Below are 19,173 nucleotides of genomic sequence, written 5' to 3' on the forward strand. Positions count from 1 at the left end.
CAGAGGTGGGGCGCATCAGCACCCCAGGCAGGCCTCGCGGCTTCGGAATGTATCACTCCCCGGTCTCTGGGAAGTATTACGCCTTTGTGCATGACTTCAATACGAATGTGATAACCCAGTTCGAGCTGGACGGCTCCAATGGATCGGTTCGAGGGACTGCCGTGCGTTCTTTCGACAACGGCGACAGCTCCGAAGGCATTTCGGCAGATGATGAGCTGCAACGTGTCTATGTGTCCGAGGAGGAAGTCGGCGTGTGGCGGTATGGAGCTGAGCCGGGGGACGGTTCAACCCGGACACTCGTGGATCGCACCGTGGCAACCGGTGGACGAATAGTGGAGAACGTCAAGAACTCCGCCATTTATTATGGTCGGCAGGGGACCGGTTATCTGATTGTGTCGAGCCAGGGTGGATCCAACTTCGTCATCTACAACCGCGGTGACAACGCCTTTGTCGGCTCCTTCAAGATCATCGATGGAGGCGGCGTCGACGGTGTGAATGGTCAGGACGGGATTGATGTCACCAATTTCCCACTCGGACCTTCCTACCCCGCTGGACTTTTCACCAGCCAGGACCACAACAACACCAATGCGGGCAACGGTAACAGTGGTAACCAAAATCACAAGCTTGTCTCCTGGCAGCGAATTGCCGATGCTTTCAGCCCTCGGCTGCTTGTGGACACCACCTTTGACCCGCGTCAAATAGGAGCAGAGGGCGGAGGAGGAGACCCCGGACCGGACACCACACCGCCCGATACCTCGATTACAGGTGGCCCAACAGGGACCAGTAGCAGCACTTCGGCTGAATTCACCTTCACAGCGACGGAGCCCGGGACTTTCGAGTGTGCCTTGGATGGGGGTGCCTTCCAGGGATGTACGTCGCCGAAGAAATACGCTGATCTCGCAGTTGGCTCGCACGTCTTCGCGGTGCGAGCAACCGACGCGGCCGGCAACTCCGACCCAACTCCTGCGGAGCGAACTTGGGTAATCGACACCTCGGCGCCCCAAACGGAGACCTTGACGGCCATAGCGGATGCCTATGTTTCCAGCGGGGCGACGACGACGAACTACGGGACGGCGCCGAAGCTTGTAGTGGACAACAGCCCGGTGGAGAATGCCTACCTGAAGTTTGATTTGTCGGGACTCGCAGGAAGGACGATCGTAAGCGCGAAGCTCCAACTGCGGGCGACGACCAGCGGCTCAACGGGTACGCAGAACGTCAGGTTGGTAACGGTAGACACGTGGACTGAGAGCGGCCTCACGTACAGCACAAGGCCGGCTTTGGGCAGCAGTGTGCTGGGCAGTGTCGGACCGGTCACAGTGAACACCGGTTATGAAGTGCCACTGTCTGCGTCCGCTCTGCAGGGTGAGGTTGGCGGCATCCTGTCGCTTGGCATCAACGCCACCAGCAGCGACGGGGCCGACTTCGGCTCCAGAGAGACTACGACCGCACCAAGGCTGGTGCTCCAGTTAGGATCGGGCACGGGGACGCCACCCGAGGATACCACCGCACCCACGGTGACCTCAGTGACTCCGGCAGAGAATGCACCAGACGCAGCGGTCACCGGAAATGTCACGGCTACGTTTTCGGAGGCCATGGACTCGACGACGGTCAACAGGACGACGTTCACGCTGGCCGAGGGAACTTCAACCACTCCTGTGGATGCGGTCGTCAACCTCAGCAACAACACCGCCACATTGGATCCCACCGCCAATCTCAATCCTGGTACGCAGTACACCGCGAGGGTCACCGGAGCGAAAGATTCCTCCGGCAACACAGTCATCGCTAAGACGTGGACTTTCACTACAGCCGCGGCTACGACGCCCTCGGAGACGGTGATGTTGACGCCGACAGCGGACGCCTATGTTTCCAGCGCGGCGACGACGACGAACTACGGGACGATGCCGAAGCTCGCAGTGGACAACAGCCCGGTGGAGAATGCCTACCTGAAGTTTGATCTGTCGGGACTCGCAGGAAGGACGATCGTAAGCGCGAAGCTCCAACTGCGGGCGACCACCAGCGGCTCAACGGGTACGCAGAACGTCAGGTTGGTTACGGTAGACACGTGGACTGAAAGCAGCCTCACGTACAGCACAAGGCCGGCTTTGGGCAGTAGTGTGCTGGGCAGTGTCGGACCGGTCACGGTGAACACCGGTTATGAAGTGCCACTGTCTGCGTCAGTTCTGCAGGGTGAGGTTGGCGGCATCCTGTCGCTTGGCATCAACACCACCAGCAGCGACGGGGCCGACTTCGGCTCCAGAGAGACTACGACCCCACCAAGGCTGGTGCTCCAACTGCAACAACCGTAGGTAATCGCAGCTGGACCAGCTTCAGGCCTCAGCGCGCCGAACAGTCGTCCCATCTACGGGTGCGCGGACACCGGTAAAGACGCGTAATAGGGCTAGGGGATTTCGCCTCGCGACCAGAGCACCACTTAGGAGAACAAAAGGCGGGGTCCAGTGGACCCCGCCTTTTGCTTGCTTGTCAGCGGACCCCGGTTAGGTCCTCATCCTTGGGTGCTTCGAGGTTGACCTTGGCCTGCTTCTTGATGAAGAACAGGACCAGGCCGACGGCCAGGAACTCTATTTACCGCAACGTGTGCAGCGCCTGTAGCGGCTGCCATCCTCGGTGGTTTCGATAGCCACTGGTGGCGCAGATTCGTCTTGCACAGCAGGAACTTGAGCATGATGCTTCCCCGTCCGAATGAGTTCCGGTGCAGACTGTCCAATTCCAAGGAACTGGGACGCTTCGTGAGGCAGCATCACTCAAGAGGGCAGCAAGTCCAAGCATTCGTAGGTTGTTCGGGCGCATTCCCTTCAGCGCGACGCCCCGAGCCGGGAGTGCTGTTGGCTAGGGTGGACGTGTTCGTACATGTCTTGGAACTGGGGTGGGATCTTGGCAGTTTTCGTACTGATTCATGGCGGCGGTTCCACCGCATGGGACTGGCATCTGGTCAAACCACTGCTTGAGGCATCGGGGCATGAGGTCGTCGCGGTCGACTTGCCCATCGAAGACGACAATGCCGGGCTTGAGGACTACACCCATGCGGTAACTGCAGCGGTGGGCGATGCTCAGCACACCATCGTCGTCGGCCACTCGCTAGGAGGCTTTACGGCGCCCTTGGTTTGCGAAGAGCTCCAATCGGACGGACTCGTATATCTCGCAGGAATGATCCCACTACCGGGCGAGACATTCGGCGATTGGTGGACCAACACGGGTCATAATCGCGAAGACATAGATCCGGACCCCCAGGCAGCGTTTTTCAACGAAGTCCCCGAGGATTTGGTACACCAGGCACGTGACAAAGAGCGCGACCAGCAAGGTGCATGGATGGCACGGCCCTGGCCTGGTCAGCGGCATCCGGCCGTCCCCACCAGAGCAATACTGTGCCGTGACGACCGGTTCTTTCCAGCGTCATTCATGAGACGCCAAGTACACCAGCGACTTGGAGTCGAACCTCTGGAAATTCCAGGGGGTCATTACGCCACCTTGAGCAATCCAGACGCTGTAGCTGCGGCGCTGAACGACTTCGCCCAAAAGATCGCTCAGGCGAGGTCTGATTGAGGGCGGGGTCCGGTTGATCAATGAGGTCGAGTACAAGGTATTGGTCAGCTGGGACTTTGACAGAGGTGAGCCGTAGACGACAAAAGCCTGCTCAGGCCGGGTTGACGTGCACAATGATGACTTGGACGTCCTTGGACCCGTCGTAGCGAAGGTCGTAGGTAACTTGGAGCCTCGTCGATGTGCCCCACCTGCTTCCGCCGCTCGCTAGGGCAGGCCGCCGCCGGCACCCGGACCATCCGGCTTGATAATGGCGGGGTCCCGGGATTCTGGCGAGCAGGGTGGGTCATGTTCGTCGGGCTGGTGGTCTACCCGTTCATCTTCGGAGTGCTGCTGCTCGGAGCGCTGTCGGGGTCGGGCGCCGTCGGAGACGCGAAGGACCGCCACCTGTCCATCGACGTCCGTGAAACATAAGCCATAAAGGGACGGGAGGCAGGCCACGCTAGACGCCCGGCGCAAGGCAGCCCGCGCCGCCAGGGATCCGACTAAGAAGTAGGGGCAGCCGGGCCGGGTCCGTGTGAAGCGGACCTGCCGCTAGGCTCACCTTGTGATGAGTTCACAGAACAGCAACGAACGCTACGTTGTGCGGCCGTGGTGGAGGGGGAGATCACTGCCCTGGGCGGCCCTGGTCGTTGTCTCCGTCGTACTGACGAGCATTGCCTTGGAGCGGACGGCATTTTTCGTCTATGAGCCTGTCCCGGCGTTCATCGAGCGGCTGCGCGTGGGCAGGCTGTGCATGCTTGCTGGGTCTGCCGCGTCGCTTGCAGCAGCAATATGGTCGCAGGTCCGGGGTAATCCGCTGTGGGTGACGATCTGCGTGGCTGCGCCTGCAGTGCTGGTGGGCTTGGCGATGATGATCATGGCGCCCCCGTCTTTGGCCCCGCAAATAGCCGGTCTTTTCGCCCTGCCGGCTGCCCTGGCAGGACTCGTCGGAGGGCTGCTCTCCCGAAACCAAGGATCAATCCAGCCCGGTCCCGCGATTCGTCCATAGGATTGAACGTGCTTAGGGTTTGGGCCTCGTTCAGCGACTCGCTGTGCTGGCCAAGAACCTCCCTGCACGACGAAACTCACGCGCTTCCATGGGTCCTCCGAGGCCGTAACCAAGGAGGCCTATGACCATGAGCCACCAAATGTCGCTGCTGCCTGGAACAGCCTGTGGCAGAAACACCAGAGGCAGCGTGGGCAGGAGAATGACCTGCGCAGCCAGGTTCTTCCGGTGCTGAACGGCAGCGGCCCGGGCCACGGCGACGTGTTCAGGGTTGATCGGGACCTTTCCGAGAATCTGGCGGCGGATCTGCTTTTGCTCGTCGTCAGTGAGAGTTACCAGTACGTCGATGCGGCCCAATTCGGCGGCCGGGCGCATTCTTGGCGTTGTAGATCAAACCGCCGATGATGGATCCCAGCCCCGGCCAGTCCGAATCCAATGACTAAGCTGACCAGCCAATCCTCAGTGGGACCATGGGCTCGCCGTTCAGCCTCAGCCCACCTGTCGTTGGATTCCGAGATGAGGTCGTCAAGTCCGCTCATGTGACGCCGTCCTGGTGCGGCTCGGACGCACGCTTCCTGGCCCGAACAGCATGAGCGTCACGACCGGTACTTTCTGATCCCAGAAGCGCTTCAGGTGAACCCGATCCCTTCTACTCGCCGCCGTGGCGCCGACGGTTCGAGAGAGGGATCGGGATGTCGAACGAAAGGGCCAGGACCAAAACGATAAGTGCCGCATAGCCCAAGCCCAGCCACGGCGGTCTTATGGCTGAATATCGCGGTGCCTGCCACGATGGTCATACCGCTAAGGTTGTGGACGGCGACGGCTTCTTGAATGTGAACCATCCGTATAGAAGCCCTGCACTGCTGATCACCATGACGACTATCGATCCGATCGTGAGGGCATCGGTTGTTCTCAGCAGAGCGACAGCCATCGCCGAGACAAATGCGAAGGCCCAGGAAACCATCTGCGTTTTCATGCTCACAGCGCTCCCATCTGCACAGCATGGGCCTTGGGGGCTATGGTGACGCCGCAGGCGTCATAGGTGTAGGAAGAGGCCTGTACCTCACCCTGGTCGACTTCGACCAGGACGGGGCACAGGACATCCTGGCCAAGCGCACCGACGGCAGCATGGTGCTGTACCGCTCCACGGGGGCCGGCGGCTTCGTCCCCGAATTCAGGCGCACGGTGGGCACCGGCTGGACCATCGTCAACAGCATCACCAGCGTGGCCGGATTCACGGCAGGAAGCTCCGGGCTCATGAGCCGGCTCAGCGACGGCCGGCTGGCCCACTACCCCTTCAGCAAGGGCATTTGGGGTACCCGGACCATCGTCGGCACAGGCTGGAGCCCCTACAACATCTTCCGCTAGAACCGGCCAGACGGGGACACAAACCGAACCCGGCGGCATTCGTCCAGTTCTGTTTGTGGTGGGCATTGGAGCAGTTCTAAGTTTGGTGAACGTGGACCGCCACTTCGTTGACCTCGCGGGCGCGCCCGGCAAAAATTGTCGCCGCGTGTAACCGCTGAGGCCGGGCCGGAAGCTATACAGGTATCCTGCAGTTCCGGGTTCTATCTTCAGGGGACAATCGTGCTTTCAGAGCGCGAATTGGCGTTCATAGCCATTTATGAAGCCAGCTATCCATCCGTCTACCAGTTCGTCTGCCGACGCGTGGAATCGAAGGATGTGGCGGAGGAGATCGCAGCTGACGCCTTCCGCGTGGTGTGGCAGAAATGGGCGGACGACTCACATCTGCACCTCGCGTACTTTATTGACGGTTGCGCGGAATCTGGTGGGAAACGGGTACGACCAACACCAGCTACAGCGTTCCGCTGACGGTCAGCGGCCTGACCGGTGAGCTCGGCCAACAGCTCTCCCTGGGCATGGACTCCAGCAGCAGCGACGGCCTGGACCTCAACTCCAAGGAGACCGGCAGCACGGCCGCACCCAAACTGGTGCTCACGTTGAAGAAGTAAGTACACGTTCTCGGTTGGGGGTTTCGTTAAATGGAGCCTGCAAACAACGGGGATGAAGGACAGTCCAGGAGGTCCTCGTGGCGTACCCTAACGCGTTCTTGGCTCATGCCGGGCGCCTGCGCCTTGCCCGAACACACCCTCCCTCCACGCACCTCAGGCAACACGGTGGCACGTTTGCTCGAATCGGATTTGGGCCGCCTGGGCGAGCCCCTTCGGTGTCGATCCCTTCGGCGCCGAGGCGCATATGAGTCGTAGAATCTTCGACCGCGCCTTCCGGGCCTCAACAGGGACAACACCGTCAGCGTTCGTCCCTGGGACTTCATGCAGCACCCGATCCGTACGGACGCGTGATCGCCTCGAGGAAATGCCCGTCAGGATCCGTGAAGTAGACGCCACGTCCGCCGTCGTTGTGGTTGATCTGCTGCGGGCGGGACCGTCCCGGGTCCGCCCAGTAGGGGATGCCCTGGGCCTGGATCCTTGCGAAGATTCCGTCGAAGTCCTCCTCGCTGACCAGGAAGGCGTAGTGCTGCGGGGAGATGGGCCGGTTCGTCGTGGCGAAATCGAGGGCAACTCCGTGGTCGAAGGGCACGGTCAGGAAAGACCACATGGCTTGGGGTTTCGGCAGTCCGAGCACGTTGGCCAGGAACTCCGCCGAACGGCGCTTGTCCGTGGCGTAGACGATGGTGTGGTTGAAAGTGACCGTCATGGTGACCTCCTCGGGTGTTTTCTCTGCCACCATCTACGTCCATGGCTCTTCAGATTTCAAGAGCGCCTGCTACGTCCTTGGAATCCTCTTGGGTCAGCGTCAGGGAAAAGTAGTATCAGGGGGCACAAAGTGGCGCGACTAGCGCGAAGATCCGATCAGGCCTTGGCGAGCGGCAGCACCAGCATGTAGCCGGTCGGCAGACCACTGCTCCAGCGTCGCGGCTCGCGGACGACGAACTGCGTCGCCAACTGCTCGGGGGTCAGCAGGGCGTTGGGCGCGGGGGACGGTCCCCACCGCGGGTCGCCGTACGGGTAGAGCGGATCCTGCACGCGGATGCCGGTGACCGAGAACTCTGGGGAGTGGGCGGGATCGCCGAGTGACGCGAAGCCGCTCATCACCCATACGTGGCGACCGCGCCACATGACCAGCCCGACCGGCCGGCCTGTGTCAGCGAGGGCGCGCGCCGCGGTCCGCAGCGCTTCCTCGTAGTCGGCGACGCTGACAACGGCGTACGGCCCCATCCCGACCTTGGTCAGCACCTTCGCCCAACCCAAGGGGTTGGCACCGTTGAACGAGTTGGACGACCGTGCCCGGACCGCCTCCCACAACCTGCCCTGCTGAACGCGATCGGCCCACGTGCCGGCTCCCGTGTCGACGAGATTGTGCATGATCTGGATGCTCGCCGCAACACACCACTCAAAGGTGTACTGGGGAACGAAGTCCCCCTCCTGGTAGAGGTTGAGGGCGAACGCCCGGGGCGCTGGAGCCGGCGTCGGAACCGATGTCGGGGTGGGGGACAGGGTCCGGAGAGGAGCGGGGACGTCAACTTGCGCGGCTGGCGGGGCCGAGGAGGTCTGGATCGGTCGATCGGTGGTGGCCGTATCAAGTCTGGTCGCGGGCGCGCAGGCCGAGAGGAGGGTCGCCAGGATGACGAACCAGGCCAGAAGACGGAGCAGGGCACCGATCATGACCAATCCAGTTTATCGCGAGCGGCGGGCATGCGACCTACCGATCCGTCCCTCCAGCGGGCGCTTGACCGTCGCTCCGCACCGCCGTCGGTCGTGCCAACGGCCGACCGCTGGCCATCGCCACCAAGTTTCTGCCGCGCGGGATGATTGTGCGGGGCCATGGGCCGGATGACACGACCGGCCGCGCATGTCTAGCGGCGCGTCCCACGTTCACAGTGAGCAGGAACGCGAGAAAACGTCACCCAGCATTCACACATCGGCCTCCGGTGATTCGTCTTCTGTTCGAAGCGCAGGCCGCTGACAGAGCGAAGGACATGTGGATGCCTTCACGCTTCAAACCGAGAAGGAACTTCCCGCCGGGGTTGACGAAACGTTCATTGAGCACGAACACCACCAAGCAGAAGCCTCTCTGGGAGACACGACCTCGCACTGCTGGCGCTGATGTACGACACCGGCCGCCGGATCCAATAGATCGCTGACGTCCACCTCATGGGTTACTCATGCGGATGTAGGTGAGTCATGCAACTTCATAAGCCTGGGGCGGATTACCTGCCGTTTACTTGCATGGCATATGCTCCCTTTACCGTTGCCGTAACGGCCCAATGGGGGTCTACAGGGACGGCAGGTGGTCCGCTCCGAATTAAATGGGGGACGGAGCGGCACACCGCTGGGCAGATGCGGGTTATTTGGGTAGGAAGCCAGGCAGTCGCTTGCTCGACCGGATGGGGGCGGCGTGCCGCCGGGGATGCCGGGATGGTTCAGGATCAACCGGATCCCGTCGATCGAGAGGTGGCGGGGTGGGGTGGTGGTGACATCGGACTCGCAGGGACGTGCACGATCTCGTCGGGTGTCACGCCAAGCTTGTCGAACTTGTGACACCGCGCAGGCTGTGCGCCTTGCGGAGAACCTCCAGGCCCCCTTCGAGATCGTCATCAGCGCCGAGCAGATGGGCGTCTGCAAGCCAGGGCTCCGTGCATTTGAGTGTTCTCACGACGAACCGCCATGAATACCCGCAACTTAGGCCTGTCCAGTTCAGCCGATGGCGGGAGGGCATCGGGGCGCATGCGGTGCGCTATGTCAGAATGTGTCCATGGCGGGCCCGACCTTTGACAGCCACAGACACCGGTCAGGAATCCGACTGGTGGCGATGCTGTCCGTTGGAACCCTCAGCGCCATGCTGGTCGGTTCATTATGGTCCTGGATCTATGCCCCGTCGCTGGGCTGGGCGGCCGCCTGCCTTACCTACTTGGTCTGGGTCTGGTCGGTCATTGGCTGGCTCTCCCCGGCAGACACGGCCCGCCACGCAGCATACGAGGATCCAAGCCGCGCCGCTTCGGACATTCTGCTCCTGACGTCAACGCTGGCCAGCTTCGGCGGCATTGGGTTAATTCTCCTGGATGCAGGTTCTGCCGAAGGTCCCATGAAGGCGGGGATCATCGGGATAGCCCTAGGCGGCATCAGTCTGTCCTGGTTCCTCGTCCACACGCTTTTTACCCTGAAGTACGCATCCCTTTACTATCAGGACCGCAAAGCCGTGGATTTCAATGAGGAGACGCCCCCCGATTACCGGGACTTCGCCTATCTTGCCTTCACCCTTGGTATGACGTTCCAGGTTTCGGATACAGATCTGAGGACAGCTTCGATCCGCTCCACTGCCCTGAGGCACGCGCTCCTCTCCTACCTTCTAGGGACGATAGTGCTGGCGACCACCATCAACCTGGTGGCTGGCCTCGTGCGCTAAAACCACCTTGAAGCTTCGACTCCCCGTCCCGCTGTCGGTTGCCCCCCACGGACGGGAGCAAGGACGACCCTGCCGCCGGGACAGGATCCGGACTAGGATGGCCCGAAAGGACGCGGAGGACGTGCAGATGCATCAGCCAGTGACGGCAGCCCCTGTAACCGGATACGCCCCCGTCAACGGACTGCAGATGTACTACGAGCTGCATGGTGCCGGCGGCACACCGCTGTTGCTCCTGCATGGCGGGCTGTTCGATATCGAGCAGCAATTTGGCGCATTAATCCCGAGCTTGGCGGCGGGCCGCAGGGTCATCGCCACGGAATTCCAAGGTCACGGTCGAACCAACGACATTGACCGGCCACTGAACACCCGCGACCTGGCATCCGATGTCACCGGGCTCCTTGCTCATTTGGACGTGCGCGAGGTCGATGTCTTCGGATTCAGTGTCGGCGGCGCGGTCGCTCTGCACCTGGCTGTTAAGCGGCCGGAACTTGTCCGCAAACTCATCGTCTCGTCGGTGTCGTTCCGACCCGACGGCGACCGGGGCGAAAACGCGGAAGCGGTTGCGGCAATGGCCGTCGACATGATCGCCGGTACCCCAATGGAACAGCGCTATCTGGCCGTGTCGCCGCATCCGGACCGCGAGCATCTACAGGGGCTGTTGGACAAGCTAGGACGCTACGATGCGGGCGCCAACGGGTGGAGTGATGACGAGATCAGCGGCATCGCGGCCCCGACACTGATCACCGTCGGCGATTGCGACATGGTCAAGTTGGAGCATGCGGTGCGGTTCCTCCAGCTGCGCGGGGGAGATGTGAACGGCGACTTTGAAGGGGTGCCCGCGTCACAGCTCGCTGTGTTTCCCGGCACAACACATTTCTTCGGGCTGGCGAGGACCGAACTGGTGCGGGAGGTTGTGACGACCTTTCTGGACTCGCCTGCGCCTTCCGGGTGGCGGGACCGGTGATCACCAAAACCGGAAAGATTCTACCGAATGGAAGGCAAGACGCCGGTCATCCCGCTTTGTAGAATCGGCCCGGGTATCGAGGAGGCCAACAACATCGCCAAGGTCCAAGGCGTATTCCGCCTCGCATTCGGCTCCGGCGACTTGCGCCGCGGCACGGGACGGGAATGCCGAATACCCAAAAGGCCATGACCAATCAACCCGCGTACCAAGCTCGATATCGTTGATCTCCGCGGCCGTCATCACTGTTGCTCTGGGCCATCTATGGCGGCACGGCTGCATGAGCCAGACCAGCAGCATTCCCCGATGCTGCCGATCGAGGGCACCTTCTGGCTCGCCTTTCAGGTGCACCGCCAGAGAAGCCGGCGTCCAGCTGAATTTCCGATTTGATAAATTCATCAAATTTGCTGACCGGAAAGGCTACGCTGTCAGTCAGTGGATGATATTCACCTGAAATTGCATACAGGCTGGGGCCAGCTGGAGGATATTGGGGGCTGCAGCCGCTCGAAGATTGGAGCGTCATGCACCGCCCTGCCAAATTACTTGTGGCACTGTTGTCCGCGGCAGTGCTGCTGGCAACTTCGGCCTGTTCGCCGGAACAGCCGGCCGCAGAAAACCGGACACTGAAGATCGTCTACCAAAAGACAGACTCCTTTACCGCACTCGACACCCTGTTCAAGGATGCCAAGAAGGACTTTGAAGCTGCTAATCAAGGCACCACCGTTGAGCTGCAGCCCATCGAGGCGAACGACGACGACTATGGCACCAAGCTTGCGCTGGCCCTGAGGTCAGCGGAAACCGCACCGGACGTCTTTTACGAGGACACCTTCAAAGTGCGGTCGGACGTCGACGCCGGATACCTCCTGAAGCTGGACAGTTACCTTGAGAAATGGGACGACTGGAAGATCTACAACGAAGCCGCCAAAGCTGCCGGCACCGGTGACGACGGCGGCATCTACGCTGTCCCGCTGGGCACTGACACCCGCGGCATCTGGTACAACAAGAAGGTCCTGCAAAAGGCAGGGATCGCCGTGCCGTGGCAGCCCCGGACCTGGGATGAAATTCTCGATGCCGCCCGCAAAATGAAGGCCGCGGATCCGTCCGTGATTCCCTTCAATATGTACGCCGGCAAGGCGTCCGGGGAAGGCACCGTTATGCAAAGCTTCTACGAGCTGTTGTATGGCACGGACAGTGAGCTGTATGACCAGCAGGAGAAGAAGTGGGTGGTCGGTTCGCAGGGCTTCACCGATTCACTGGCCTTCCTGAAAACCCTCTACGACGAAAAACTGGCTGTTACGCCTGCCGAGGCGCTCGACGCGAACGTCTGGAAGAAGGTCTTCGGCGAATGGTTGCCACAGGGCAAAATGGGGGCCGTCGTGGAAGGTTCCTACTCGCCGTCGTTCTGGCAGAAGGGCGGCAGTTACGAGTGGGCAGGCTACGGCGAAGACATGGGCGTGGCTAAGTTCCCCACCCAGCACGGCCAGGAGCCGGGCGGCGTCAGCATGTCGGGCGGCTGGACCCTGGCCGTCGGTGCGGACTCCAAGAATCCGGACCAGGCCTTCCAGTTCCTTGCCACGGCCCTGAACAAGAAGAACTCACTGGCGTTCACCGTTGCGAGTTCCCAAATCGCGGTCCGGTCCGACGTCGCCGCCGAACCCGACTATCTGGCGGCCAACCCGTTCGTCAAGGACGTGTCAGAACTCGTTTCCGTCACCCACTACCGGCCCGCAACAGCGGACTACCCACGGATCTCCGCGGCCGTGCAGGTTGCCACTGAAGCCGTGATCACGGGTAAGTTCTCGCCGCAGGAGGCAGCCGAGCAGTACGACAAGACAATAAGGGACCAGGTGGGTGACGCCAAGGTCCTGCAGAAATAACGCATGGGTGCACGCAAATCCGTCCGGCAGCAGCTCCGGCTGCTGCCGGTCGTGCCGTCCGTCCTGCTCCTCCTCCTTTTCCTCGCGGCGCCCGTCGTGTGGTCCTTCCACGCGTCCTTCACGAACGCGGCCCTTACCGGCCAGAACGCCAGGAATCCGGCTTGGACCGGCGTCGACAACTACGCGCGGCTGCTGACCGACTCCGCATTCCCGGCCTCTGTTGTCCTGACGGTTGTTTTCGTGGTGGCGTCTGCGATCGTGGGCCAGAATCTGCTGGGACTGCTGATTGCCGGACTGATGACGCGCGCCCGGAAGCCCGTGTCCGCCGTCGTGGGTACTGTCGTAGTGGCGGCATGGGTGCTTCCCGAGATTGTTGCCGCGTTCGCCGCTTACGCGTATTTCAGCAAGGACGGGACGCTGAACCAGCTGCTCGCCGGTGCAGGCTGGGCCGGTGCCGACTGGCTGTACGCGTTCCCCATGGTGGCCGTGGTGCTCGCCAACATCTGGCGCGGCACCGCCTTCTCTATGCTCGTGTACCGGGCGGCCCTCGCCGACGTGCCGCAGGACATCTCCGAAGCCGCACTCATGGACGGCGCATCCGGACGGCAACGGCTGGTGTTCATCACGCTGCCATTGATCCGGTCCAGCATTGCCACCAACCTGATGCTCGTGACCCTCCAGACCCTGGCCGTCTTCACCCTGATCTGGGTGATGACGGCCGGCGGACCGTCCAATACCAGCACCACTTTACCGGTCCTTGCCTATCAGGAGGCCTTCAAGTTCGGCGACATTGGCTACGGCACCGCCATCGCCTCCGTGCTCATTGTCCTGGGCCTGGTGTTCGGGATTGCCTACGTCCGGCTGCTCAAGGGGGACAACCGATGACGACGGCGGAACAGGCGGCCCCGCGGACCGCTAACGGGAGGGTAGCCTCGCCGGCGCGCCGCAAGGCCAGTGCTCCGGCAGATGCCGCGCTGCTGCTGATCGGCGCCTGCTTTCTGCTGCCGTTGCTGTGGCTGGTATTTGCTTCGCTGGATACCAACGCCGGCTACCAGACACGGCTGCCCGCCAACGCCTCGCTCACCAACTTTGCGGCGGTCCTCACGCCGGAGTTGCTGCTCAGGCCGTTATGGAACAGCGTGCTGCTCTCCGGCGGGACGGCAACGGTGACCCTGGCGGCTGCCGTGCTGGCCGCCTACCCGCTTTCCCGGTTCCAGTCCAGGTTCAACAGGCCGTTCCTGTATTCGATCCTGTGCGGGACCTGCCTGCCCATCACGGCGATCATGGTTCCGGTCTACGGCCTGTTCGTCCAGTGGCGGCTGCTGGACTCCATGCCGTCAACCGTTCTCTTTATGGCGGCAACGGCGCTGCCAATGGCCATCTGGATGACCAAGAACTTCATGGACACGGTGCCCGTCGCGCTGGAAGAAGCCGCCTGGATGGATGGTGCCTCCGGGCTGACGGCCCTGCGCTCCGTGGTGCTGCCCCTAATGCGCCAGGGGCTGGGCGTCGTGTTTATCTTCGTTTTCATCCAGACCTGGGGCAACTTCTTCGTGCCCTTCATACTCCTGCTGTCCCCGTCGAAACAGCCTGCGTCCGTTTCGATCTTCAGCTTCTTCGGCCAGCATGGAGCCATCGCCTACGGCCAGCTGGCCGCATTTTCCATCCTTTATTCGGTTCCGGTCCTGGTCCTGTACGTTCTGGTGGCGCGCGGGGCCGGCGTATCGTTCGCGTTGTCCGGGGCGGTCAGGGGCTAAGGCAGCGGTCAGTCGGAGTCTTCGACGACCGTTGCGAAACGGGATGGTGTCGCCCAGGTGTGCCTGGTGAGCGGTGGGTCCGGGGTTGTAGAGAACCCTGATGCCGTGGAGCTTGTCGGCCCGGGCTGGCGGGCACCGAGTTCACCCCGCTGGTGTCAGCTACGCTGTGCTCCCATCCGGTCGGGGCGAGGGGAACCATGATGGCACCGGGATACATACTTCGCGGCCTCTGGGTGGCGGGAGTCTCGATGAGCCTCCTGACCGCCTGCGCTCCGGCCGCACCTGGCGGGGCAACACTCGGGTCGCCCGGGCCGCCTGCCGGTGTGGAATCCGGCCGGGACGCCGCAGCCCCCGGAGGCGGGACCGGCAGTCCAACGGCGGCTCCGGCGAAAGCCGCGCGCCTCTTCTCCCAGTCCGACGTGGAGACTTTGGCCGGCGTGGTGGCGGGGCCAGGAGGAGCTACGGGCGAAGTCCTGACCGGAGAGCGGTTGTGGGACGAAAACCAGTCCCTGCATTTCGGTGCGGGTTCGGCGCAGGTGAGCCCGGCCACGTGCTCGGGAGTGCTGGCGTGGGCCATGTTGATGTCCGCGGGATTGCCGGCCGCGGGGACTTTCAGCGGAACCCGTGCCGAGCCCGTATTCATCGCCGTCACGGGTGACCGTGATGCCGTATTGGCGCTGGCGTTCCCCTCCGTTTTCCAACTGCCGGACTGTTCCCCCGCCAACCTGACAGTAGAGAATGGTTCCTTCACCGCGACGTACCAGCGGGCCTCGGCGTTCACTGACGCTGACCAAAGCTTTGCCGTGATTGCCACCCTTCTCATCGAGGGTAAGCGGCCTGCCCATTTCCTCCGCGTGGCAGCCAAGAACGGGACGCTGTTTGTCCAGGCAACGATGCCCCTGGCCGACCCCGGCGACTACCGCAACGAGGCGAACCGCCTCACCGGCTATATCAACCAGGTAGTGCGCGGTGAGCAGCAACTCCTGGACGGCGTCACCCCCAGTCCGGGACCCGGTCCAGAACCCCTTCAAGAACCGCCCTTGAGTGTCGCAAGCTCCTGACTCCCAAGGGTGGTTCGACCTTGGACTCCGCGCCGGCCGAATGGGACTGTGCCGAGTTCTGACTCCCGGTTGCAAAAAGGGCTGTTCCCACGGCTGGTCCGTGCCTATAGGGTGATCTCGGGCGGTGTCGATGAAGTATCGCCCGGTTTCGTGATCGGTGCTGATAACGGGGCTGATCCTAGCCATTTGAATCTCGGGAGGAAGTTATGACTAGTCCAGAGCAGGATCCGACTCAGCAGGAAGGCCCGGCGGACGGTGGCGCGGCAGGCGTCCCGGGTACCCATGACGGGGGAGCCGACGGAGGAGCCGACAGCGGAGCCGACGGGGGTGCCGACAGCGGAGCCGACAGTGGTGCCGACGGGGGTGCCGACAGCGGAGCCGACGGGGGTGCCGACAGCGGAGCCGACGGGGGTGCCGACAGCGGAGCCGAGGGCAGCTAGGTTTGAGCACCACCCGCACGGACTTTCAGGACCCCGGCGCAGTGCAAGGCGCCGGGGTCCTGGAGACACGTCTAATTGACATTGGCCGTGAGAGGTTCGCCGGCGACGTCTGGGGGCGCACAGCGCTGCTTACGCGTTGCGCCAGTGACTTCTCCGATCTGTTCTCTCCCGAGGCCGTCGACGAACTGATCTCGCGCCGTGGACTGCGAACACCCTTTCTCCGCGTCGCTAAGGGTGGTTCTACATTTCCCGACTCGTCATTCACCTCTCCCGCCGGCGTCGGTGCCACCATCGGTGACCAGCTCGACGACACCGCGCTTTGGCGGAAATTCGCCGACGGTGCCACACTCGTTCTGCAGGCTCTGCACCGCACGTGGGAACCAGTCTCGGACTTCACCACCATGCTGAGCAGCGAGCTCGGACATCCGGTGCAGGCCAATGCCTACATCACGCCGCCTCAGAACCGTGGGTTCGACGATCACTATGACGTCCACGACGTCTTCGTTCTGCAGATCGAGGGGACCAAGCGCTGGATCATCCACGAGCCGGTCCATCCGGACCCGTTGCGTGATCAGCCCTGGACTGATCGCCGCTCCGCCGTCGCCGAGGCCGCGAAGGGCGAGGCCTACATCGACACCGTGCTCGAGCCCGGGGATGCCCTCTACCTGCCGCGTGGCTGGTTGCATGCCGCTGAGGCGCAGGGCGAGGTCTCCATCCACCTCACGCTTGGAGTCCATAGCTGGACCCGCTATGCGTTGGCCGAACAGCTCACGCAGGCCGCGCTTGCAGTGCTAGGCGACGATCCCGAGATGCGCCGTACGTTGCCGTTGGGCGTAGACGAGCCAAACGGGGAGATCGATGTCGTCCGTGAGCGCCTCGCCGCCGCCCTCGCTGAGGCTGATTCCATTCCTCTGTTCCACGGTGCCCGGCGACGTCAGAGTCGCCCGGCACCGCTGGGACCGCTGGCACAGCTGGCGGCCGTCGACAGCCTGGGCCCTGAGTCTGTGGTCCGGCTTCGCGATGCACTGGAAGCACGGCTTGAGAGCTCGCGCCTGACCACGCGGGTGGGTTCGTTCGACTTCCCGGAGACCGATCTGCCGTCGGTGATGCGCCTGCTCGACGGGGAGGTTCACACCGCGAACGATCTCGGCGTCGAACTCGTTGAAAGACTGTTGCGCGCGGGGGTCCTCGTTCCCGTTGAACAGTGATTTAAACAGCGTGACTCCGCCACAGTGGCCCGCCACGGAACGCTTCTTCTGCTCTCAAGGCGCCCGGATGCGCGGCGACCCGGTGGCTGGCACGGCGTCGCATGGCGTCGTCTGGGTCCTCATCGAGTACCGAGGCGGGTGGCCGCTCAACGGCTTCGAGGGCCTTGATCTGGACCCTGAGACCAAAGCACTCGTGCTCTCCGCCGCGAAGGCGGCGCGAGCGCGGGTGCTGCTGGTGAGGCGGCCTGGCCCCCGCCGGCGTCAGGGTCAGAGCCGTTGGGCCGTACTGCGCCATGAGGACTCCGGCGCCTATCGTCAGCAATGGGGAATGTGGAGCCAGGATGAGGATCTGGCGGAGATCGCGACAGCCCTGGGCATCCGCGGAAAGCTCGGCTTTCCCCCCGTCATCCTGGTCTGCACGCACGGTCAACATGACCAATGCTGTGCCGTGTGGGGACGGCCTGTGGGACGTGCACTGGGCGAGCGCTGGCCGGAGCTGGTGTGGGAATGCTCACACGTAGGCGGTGACAGGTTCGCGGCCAACGTCGTTGTCGCACCCGATGGCGTCTACTATGGCGGTCTGGATGCCGACTCGTCCGTCGCCACGATCGAAGAGCACCTCGCTGGTCGTATCCATGCAGAGTATTTGCGCGGATACACGGATCTCTTCCCACCGCAGCAGGCCGCTGTCGCGGCCATGCTCAGATGTTTCGGCCCGGCCGGCCGGAATGACTACATGGTCGCTGCAACCTTCCGCCACGGCGATCACTGGCGGATCCGAATCACCGGCCGCCCCCCTCACCAGGCGCGTGTCGACGTCGAACTGCAGGCCCACCACGCCCCGCCTTGTCAGTTGACCTGCCGCGGACCGGTGAGGAGCTCGGCCGTGGTCTACGAGCTCATTTCGATACGCGCATCTTGAAGGCCGGGCTTACCGAAGGGTACCCCTCAAACGTGGGAGTAGGGTTCAGGGCGTCGGATAGGAGTTAGTTTGCAGCCATTTCGTGCGCGAAGTCCAGGGAATCCACAGCAGCCGGGCGGAGCCGCGACAGCATCTTGGCGCTGGCCGCCTCCACGAAGCCATGGAACAGCGCTTTCTCGTCCGCCAGCTGTTCCGGGTGCCACTGCACGCCCACGCAGAAGCCTGCGCCGGGGTGCTCAATTGCTTCTACTATCTGGTCTTCACTCCAAGCGGTGGCGATGAGCCCTTCGCCAAGGCGGTCCACGGCCTGGTGGTGCGAAACGGGAACGGCTTCCAGTGCGTCAGCCCCCAGGAGCCGGCCAAGGCGGGAATCGGGCCGGATGTCGACATGGATGCCATTGAATTGGTAGCCGCCCAGCTGGTAGTGGCCAGTTCCCAGGACATCGGGCAGGTGCTGATGCAGGGTGCCGCCGAGCGTGACGTTGAGCAGCTGTTCACCCCTGCAGATGCAGAGAAGAGGAACATCCTGGCGGATCGCTTCGAGGATCAGGGCGGCTTCCCATTCGTCGCGTTCGGGCCGGGGGGAGTCCGTTTCCGGATGCGGCTCTTGGCCGTATCGGGCCGGATCCACGTCCCAGCCGCCAGGTATGACCAGCCCGTCCAGCCTGCTGACCAGGTGTTCGATCATGTCTCCGGTCGTGGGCTGGGGCGGGAGGAGGATCGGAACCGCGCCGGCGTCAAGGATGGGCGTGAGGTATTTTTCAGGGAGGAATGCGGCGCGCACGTTGCCGCACCCGTCGGTGCCGGCCCGCTCAAGATATGTGGTCAGCCCAATAATTGGCTTGATTGCGGTGTCTGCGGCATTCATGCACATGTCCTTTCGGGAAAATTCCTACTGCAAGGCTACGAACGGCATGTGTACTCCGTGTTACGGGGCCGTCACTATTGGGTATCCATGTCCGGCCGACACGAGTTCATTGCCGCGGGCAGGAACTAACAGCAACCTGTTCCCG

At 62.7% G+C, this 19,173-nt stretch carries 19 protein-coding genes and 1 pseudogene; 16 read left to right on the top strand and 4 right to left on the bottom strand.

Annotated features, from left to right (window positions below; genetic code table 11):
• The 4 genes from J7E80_RS15865 to J7E80_RS15880 form a co-directional block, all read left to right on the top strand.
• Positions 1–2,306: phytase (locus tag J7E80_RS15865; RefSeq protein ID WP_215053208.1), on the top strand; the 2,306-nt coding region annotated here is incomplete at its 5' end.
• Positions 2,307–2,892: 586 nt separating this feature from the next.
• Positions 2,893–3,561, top strand: coding sequence for an alpha/beta fold hydrolase (locus J7E80_RS15870; RefSeq protein ID WP_215053209.1), 669 nt, complete (start codon positions 2,893–2,895; stop codon positions 3,559–3,561).
• A 177-nt stretch (positions 3,562–3,738) separates the two neighbouring features.
• Entirely contained in the window at positions 3,739–3,972 is a 234-nt protein-coding gene (locus tag J7E80_RS15875) for a hypothetical protein (protein ID WP_215053210.1), read from the top strand.
• 136 nt (positions 3,973–4,108) lie between these two features.
• On the top strand, positions 4,109–4,549 hold the full coding sequence (locus tag J7E80_RS15880) for a hypothetical protein (protein WP_215053211.1): 441 nt from the start codon (positions 4,109–4,111) through the stop codon (positions 4,547–4,549).
• A 30-nt stretch (positions 4,550–4,579) separates the two neighbouring features.
• Here J7E80_RS15880 and J7E80_RS15885 read toward each other — a convergent pair whose 3' ends face one another.
• Entirely contained in the window at positions 4,580–4,921 is a 342-nt protein-coding gene (locus J7E80_RS15885; RefSeq protein ID WP_215053212.1) for a hypothetical protein, read from the bottom strand.
• A gap of 627 nt (positions 4,922–5,548) precedes the next feature.
• On the opposite strand from J7E80_RS15885, the gene J7E80_RS15890 reads away from it, so the two are divergent.
• The gene (locus J7E80_RS15890) at positions 5,549–5,914 is read left to right on the top strand and encodes a VCBS repeat-containing protein (RefSeq protein ID WP_215053213.1); all 366 of its coding nucleotides are present in this window, start codon (positions 5,549–5,551) and stop codon (positions 5,912–5,914) included.
• Positions 5,915–6,321: 407 nt separating this feature from the next.
• On the top strand, positions 6,322–6,519 hold the full coding sequence (locus J7E80_RS15895; RefSeq protein ID WP_215053290.1) for a hypothetical protein: 198 nt from the start codon (positions 6,322–6,324) through the stop codon (positions 6,517–6,519).
• A 319-nt stretch (positions 6,520–6,838) separates the two neighbouring features.
• Here J7E80_RS15895 and J7E80_RS15900 read toward each other — a convergent pair whose 3' ends face one another.
• On the bottom strand, positions 6,839–7,225 hold the full coding sequence (locus tag J7E80_RS15900; RefSeq protein ID WP_215053214.1) for a VOC family protein: 387 nt from the start codon (positions 7,223–7,225) through the stop codon (positions 6,839–6,841).
• A 155-nt stretch (positions 7,226–7,380) separates the two neighbouring features.
• The gene (locus J7E80_RS15905; protein WP_215053281.1) at positions 7,381–8,193 is read right to left on the bottom strand and encodes a hypothetical protein; all 813 of its coding nucleotides are present in this window, start codon (positions 8,191–8,193) and stop codon (positions 7,381–7,383) included.
• A gap of 1,147 nt (positions 8,194–9,340) precedes the next feature.
• Between J7E80_RS15905 and J7E80_RS15910 the strand changes: the two genes are divergently transcribed.
• The 10 genes and pseudogenes from J7E80_RS15910 to J7E80_RS15955 all read left to right on the top strand — a co-directional run bounded on the left by J7E80_RS15910 (position 9,341) and on the right by J7E80_RS15955 (position 18,160).
• Positions 9,341–9,934, top strand: coding sequence for a DUF1345 domain-containing protein (locus tag J7E80_RS15910; protein ID WP_251036982.1), 594 nt, complete (start codon positions 9,341–9,343; stop codon positions 9,932–9,934).
• Between the two features lie 97 nt (positions 9,935–10,031).
• On the top strand, positions 10,032–10,898 hold the full coding sequence (locus tag J7E80_RS15915; protein ID WP_251036973.1) for an alpha/beta fold hydrolase: 867 nt from the start codon (positions 10,032–10,034) through the stop codon (positions 10,896–10,898).
• A 12-nt stretch (positions 10,899–10,910) separates the two neighbouring features.
• A pseudogene (locus J7E80_RS15920) lies at positions 10,911–11,057 on the top strand (CoA ester lyase); the annotation flags it as partial.
• Positions 11,058–11,416: 359 nt separating this feature from the next.
• Positions 11,417–12,772 carry an extracellular solute-binding protein gene (locus tag J7E80_RS15925; protein ID WP_215053216.1) on the top strand — a complete coding sequence of 452 codons (1,356 nt, stop codon included), beginning with the start codon at positions 11,417–11,419 and terminating at the stop codon, positions 12,770–12,772.
• Positions 12,773–12,775: 3 nt separating this feature from the next.
• Positions 12,776–13,657, top strand: a complete 882-nt coding sequence (locus J7E80_RS15930; RefSeq protein ID WP_215053217.1) for a carbohydrate ABC transporter permease — start codon at positions 12,776–12,778, stop codon at positions 13,655–13,657.
• Positions 13,654–14,529, top strand: coding sequence for a carbohydrate ABC transporter permease (locus J7E80_RS15935; RefSeq protein WP_215053218.1), 876 nt, complete (start codon positions 13,654–13,656; stop codon positions 14,527–14,529). Before J7E80_RS15930 ends, J7E80_RS15935 begins: the two co-directional genes overlap by 4 nt.
• 197 nt (positions 14,530–14,726) lie before the next feature.
• A complete protein-coding gene (locus tag J7E80_RS15940; protein WP_215053219.1) occupies positions 14,727–15,590 on the top strand; it encodes a hypothetical protein in 864 nt (287 codons plus the stop codon).
• A gap of 282 nt (positions 15,591–15,872) precedes the next feature.
• Positions 15,873–16,109, top strand: coding sequence for a PT domain-containing protein (locus J7E80_RS15945; RefSeq protein WP_215053220.1), 237 nt, complete (start codon positions 15,873–15,875; stop codon positions 16,107–16,109).
• Positions 16,033–17,238, top strand: coding sequence for a cupin domain-containing protein (locus tag J7E80_RS15950; RefSeq protein ID WP_251036974.1), 1,206 nt, complete (start codon positions 16,033–16,035; stop codon positions 17,236–17,238). Before J7E80_RS15945 ends, J7E80_RS15950 begins: the two co-directional genes overlap by 77 nt.
• Positions 17,239–17,320: 82 nt before the next feature.
• A complete protein-coding gene (locus J7E80_RS15955; protein ID WP_311380858.1) occupies positions 17,321–18,160 on the top strand; it encodes a sucrase ferredoxin in 840 nt (279 codons plus the stop codon).
• Between the two features lie 64 nt (positions 18,161–18,224).
• Here J7E80_RS15955 and J7E80_RS15960 read toward each other — a convergent pair whose 3' ends face one another.
• Positions 18,225–19,028: a gamma-glutamyl-gamma-aminobutyrate hydrolase family protein gene (locus J7E80_RS15960; RefSeq protein ID WP_215053222.1), complete on the bottom strand. Its 804-nt coding sequence runs from the start codon at positions 19,026–19,028 to the stop codon at positions 18,225–18,227.
• Positions 19,029–19,173: the final 145 nt, after the last annotated feature.

This window comes from Arthrobacter sp. ISL-28 (assembly GCF_018613875.1).
Taxonomy (GTDB): Bacteria; Actinomycetota; Actinomycetes; order Actinomycetales; family Micrococcaceae; genus Arthrobacter.

What these genes read in the sequence shown, in the direction of transcription:
- J7E80_RS15905 (WP_215053281.1), bottom strand. Translation starts at nt 8,193, where the DNA reads ATGATCGGTGCCCTGCTCCGTCTTCTGGCCTGGTTCGTCATCCTGGCG.
- J7E80_RS15935 (WP_215053218.1), top strand. Translation starts at nt 13,654, where the DNA reads ATGACGACGGCGGAACAGGCGGCCCCGCGGACCGCTAACGGGAGGGTA.
- J7E80_RS15885 (WP_215053212.1), bottom strand. Translation starts at nt 4,921, where the DNA reads ATGCGCCCGGCCGCCGAATTGGGCCGCATCGACGTACTGGTAACTCTC.
- J7E80_RS15890 (WP_215053213.1), top strand. Translation starts at nt 5,549, where the DNA reads ATGGGCCTTGGGGGCTATGGTGACGCCGCAGGCGTCATAGGTGTAGGA.
- J7E80_RS15915 (WP_251036973.1), top strand. Translation starts at nt 10,032, where the DNA reads ATGGCCCGAAAGGACGCGGAGGACGTGCAGATGCATCAGCCAGTGACG.
- J7E80_RS15875 (WP_215053210.1), top strand. Translation starts at nt 3,739, where the DNA reads ATGTGCCCCACCTGCTTCCGCCGCTCGCTAGGGCAGGCCGCCGCCGGC.
- J7E80_RS15940 (WP_215053219.1), top strand. Translation starts at nt 14,727, where the DNA reads ATGATGGCACCGGGATACATACTTCGCGGCCTCTGGGTGGCGGGAGTC.
- J7E80_RS15945 (WP_215053220.1), top strand. Translation starts at nt 15,873, where the DNA reads ATGACGGGGGAGCCGACGGAGGAGCCGACAGCGGAGCCGACGGGGGTG.
- J7E80_RS15900 (WP_215053214.1), bottom strand. Translation starts at nt 7,225, where the DNA reads ATGACGGTCACTTTCAACCACACCATCGTCTACGCCACGGACAAGCGC.
- J7E80_RS15960 (WP_215053222.1), bottom strand. Translation starts at nt 19,028, where the DNA reads ATGAATGCCGCAGACACCGCAATCAAGCCAATTATTGGGCTGACCACA.
- J7E80_RS15930 (WP_215053217.1), top strand. Translation starts at nt 12,776, where the DNA reads ATGGGTGCACGCAAATCCGTCCGGCAGCAGCTCCGGCTGCTGCCGGTC.
- J7E80_RS15880 (WP_215053211.1), top strand. Translation starts at nt 4,109, where the DNA reads ATGAGTTCACAGAACAGCAACGAACGCTACGTTGTGCGGCCGTGGTGG.
- J7E80_RS15910 (WP_251036982.1), top strand. Translation starts at nt 9,341, where the DNA reads ATGCTGTCCGTTGGAACCCTCAGCGCCATGCTGGTCGGTTCATTATGG.
- J7E80_RS15925 (WP_215053216.1), top strand. Translation starts at nt 11,417, where the DNA reads ATGCACCGCCCTGCCAAATTACTTGTGGCACTGTTGTCCGCGGCAGTG.